This is a genomic window from Thermodesulfobacteriota bacterium (assembly GCA_039028315.1).
GTDB lineage: Bacteria > Desulfobacterota_D > UBA1144 > Nemesobacterales > UBA2774 > CR02bin9.
Genome location: JBCCIH010000231.1, coordinates 1 through 3059, shown reverse-complemented (window position 1 = coordinate 3059; position 3059 = coordinate 1). Strand labels below are relative to the sequence as shown.

General features: G+C 43.5%; 3 protein-coding genes. 2 read left to right on the top strand and 1 reads right to left on the bottom strand.

The window, feature by feature from the left end:
* Positions 1 to 240 precede the first annotated feature (240 nt).
* Positions 241 to 675: a GFA family protein gene (locus AAF462_11305; protein ID MEM7009709.1), complete on the bottom strand. Its 435-nt coding sequence runs from the start codon at positions 673 to 675 to the stop codon at positions 241 to 243.
* A 117-nt stretch (positions 676 to 792) separates the two neighbouring features.
* Between AAF462_11305 and chrA the strand changes: the two genes are divergently transcribed.
* Positions 793 to 1938, top strand: coding sequence for a chromate efflux transporter (chrA, locus tag AAF462_11300; protein MEM7009708.1), 1146 nt, complete (start codon positions 793 to 795; stop codon positions 1936 to 1938).
* Positions 1939 to 2007: 69 nt separating this feature from the next.
* Positions 2008 to 3059: lipase family protein (locus AAF462_11295; protein MEM7009707.1), on the top strand; the 1052-nt coding region annotated here is incomplete at its 3' end.

Sequence of the window (3059 nt, the reverse complement as noted above, 5' to 3'; positions counted from 1 at the left end):
GGTGCGCAAACAACCCAAACAGTTATTAGCCAATCACCATTTACATTACGGATCTCTTCTCCACGCCCAGTCCATGCAACTGGTGGTCCGCTTGGAACACCACCTGAAGGAAATGACGCCTGAAGTGAAATTCTGTTATTGCTAAGAAATGCTGTCTATAACTTAGTACGCAATTATCTGACTTTTAGGATTGCAATAATCTATATCAAACTGGTATGTTAATCATACTAAATTTTTTGATTACTCCTCAATCAGCTCGCCTGATCCTCCTACCTCAGCGGGCAGGTCTTTGAACTTCGGAAGACCATCTTTGATCCTTAGCACTGTTTCTTGGTAATGAACATGTATAACTGGTTCAAAATTAAACTCTGGGATTATTGATGCATAAACATCAAAAATATCCATCGCTTTATGATCGGTTAAGATATGTCCGCCGCAGGTTTTACAAGCAACGCGGTAACTCTTGTCGGTCTTATGATAAGTAATAGTATTATCTTGTCCCTTAATGAACTTTACGGAATTAGGCTCCCACAGTGTATATGCATTCACAGGAGCGGCTGCCCATTTGCGGCAGTCTTCGCAATGGCAATAACCCATGGCAATCGGCTCCCCGGTCACCTTAATTTCAACATCTCCGCAAAAACAGCTTCCCTCGTACGTCTTCTCATCACTCATTGTCCCCTCCAAAGTAGCAGCTATTATTTCCAAACTATAATAGCATTATGAATTTAATATTAACACACTAAATATTGTATTGTCTGAGTGTCTATTTTCCTGTAACTTTCACTAACAATGAAACCAGAGCAAGTCTTATCTCATAAATTAAAAGAGCTAGCTATCTTATTTGTTCGTTTGGGGATAGTGGCATTCGGAGGGCCTCCAGCCCATATAGCGATGATGCACGATGAGATTGTGACGCGCCGAAAGTGGCTGAACGAGCAGGAGTTTTTAGACCTCATGGGCGCGACAAATCTAATCCCCGGACCTAATTCAACCCAGATGGCTCTTCATATGGGCTATAGCCGGGCCGGATGGCAGGGCATGCTCGTGACAGGGGCCAGTTTCATCCTTCCCTCTGCTATTATGGTTACGATACTTACCTGGCTCTATGTTGTTTACGGAACTACGACATATGCGGAATCTTTGTTCTACGGCATTAAACCCGTTGTTATTGCAATTGTCCTACAAGCGCTTTGGGTATTGGGCAGAAAGGCTGTAAAGGGAGTACTTACATCGCTTGTTGGAGTAGCAGTAGTCGCAGCATATTTCTACGGCATCAATGAAATACTTCTAATCTTTTTAGGCGGCCTGATAGTCATGATCTTTAGGAATTATAGATATATGGGCAGCTCAAAAATGTTTAGCTTTGTTACTCCTATTATTGGGATAAATATAGCAGCTATTACGGCAGCTGAATTTACCTTTGCTACAATGTTTTTGACCTTCTTTAAAATTGGGGCCGTGCTCTACGGAAGCGGCTATGTACTGCTGGCATTTTTAGAGGCAGATTTTGTAAACTCTCTTGGATGGATAACAACTCAGCAGTTAATAGACGTTGTGGCCATTGGGCAGGTTACGCCGGGACCTCTTCTTACAACGGCCTCTGCTATTGGCTATATAGTGGGCGGACTTAAAGGCGCTATAATTGCAACAGTGGCTATATTCCTACCATCTTTTTTCTTTGTTCCGTTTGTAAACCGTGCAGTACCGTGGCTTAGAAAGTCAGCCCTGGCCGGCGCAGCGCTGGATGGAGTAAATGCAGCATCACTTGGGCTTATGGCTGCTGTAACTATTCAGCTTGCCCGAGTCTCACTGATTGATCCTCTTACTATTATTATTGCTCTTCTTTGCATCGGGGGATTATTTTGGCTAAGGATTAATTCGACCTGGCTTATTGCGGGCGGGGGGATTGTGGGGATTATCTATGGACTTATTTAGTCGTCTTATTCTACTATAATTCAAACTTTAGCTATAATATTAACAATCACTTAAAAGGAGGGGAGTATCATGAGAAGAACCGGCATATTTGCATTACTTCTATTAATTACAATTTCGTTTGGAATTGCAGGGGGCTGCAGCAACAGCAATAATAACGGAAATGATGGACAAGAGCCTGGCGCAGAGGCTCCAGAGTTTGATCTAGATCTCGCAATTGAGCTTGGAGAGCTTGCGCTTGTGGCATACGAGCAGAGAATTCAATGCATAAACGGAGGAAAGAGTGCAATCACAGTACCGGCTCCATTTGTGCTTGAAGAGGTTATATTCCAGGGTGTTTCCAGCTTTTTTAACAGCACATGTCAGGATGATGACGGGGTGATTCCAATTGCGTTCGTGGCGACAAAAGAAGAGGGCATATATGTTTCTTTCAGAGGTACAGCTAACTTCACAGATGCAATTACCGACATTGCGGCAATACAGCTTCCGTATAATTTCGTTCCTACCTCAGGAAAAGTCTCAGGGGGTTTTCAGGGAGTCTATACAGGAACGGATGATTTCCCTATAGAAAGCACAATTCTATCAAAAGTTGATGAGCTAGCAATGACTGGAAACTTTACTACTCTTTATATTACTGGCCACAGCCTGGGAGCTGCACTTGCGTTTTTAGCTTTCCCTGATTTTTCTCAAAATACTACAAATATAGATACAGTTATTATGTACAACTTTGCAGGCCCTGCCGCTGGGGACAGCGCGTGGGTTAGTACATACGAGGGAGAGTATGCGCCTAACCGTATAAGTTTCCGGATTGTAAACACAAATGATTTAGTGCCCATGCTGCCGCCGCTTGGTCTTGACTGTACTGACTTCTCTTATTTCCACGTAGACAATAAACACGAGATAACTTTTGGTGTAACGCTGCCGCCGCTACCGGATTTTGCGGATGACAACTGCAATTTATTGTCTATAGGAGGCCAGCTCGCAACATATGGAATAAACAACCAGAACGGCATCTTAGAGGACCACAGCATGTGTACATATTACAAAACCCTATGCGATATGACTTCTGATCCGTCTTCATGTGCCGGCGGGGCGGTCGGGTGTGATGACGGCAATATGAATCC

Excerpts from the sequence above, each read along its gene's own strand:
- AAF462_11305 (MEM7009709.1), bottom strand. The coding sequence starts at position 675 with ATGAGTGATGAGAAGACGTACGAGGGAAGCTGTTTTTGCGGAGATGTT.
- chrA (MEM7009708.1), top strand. The coding sequence starts at position 793 with ATGAAACCAGAGCAAGTCTTATCTCATAAATTAAAAGAGCTAGCTATC.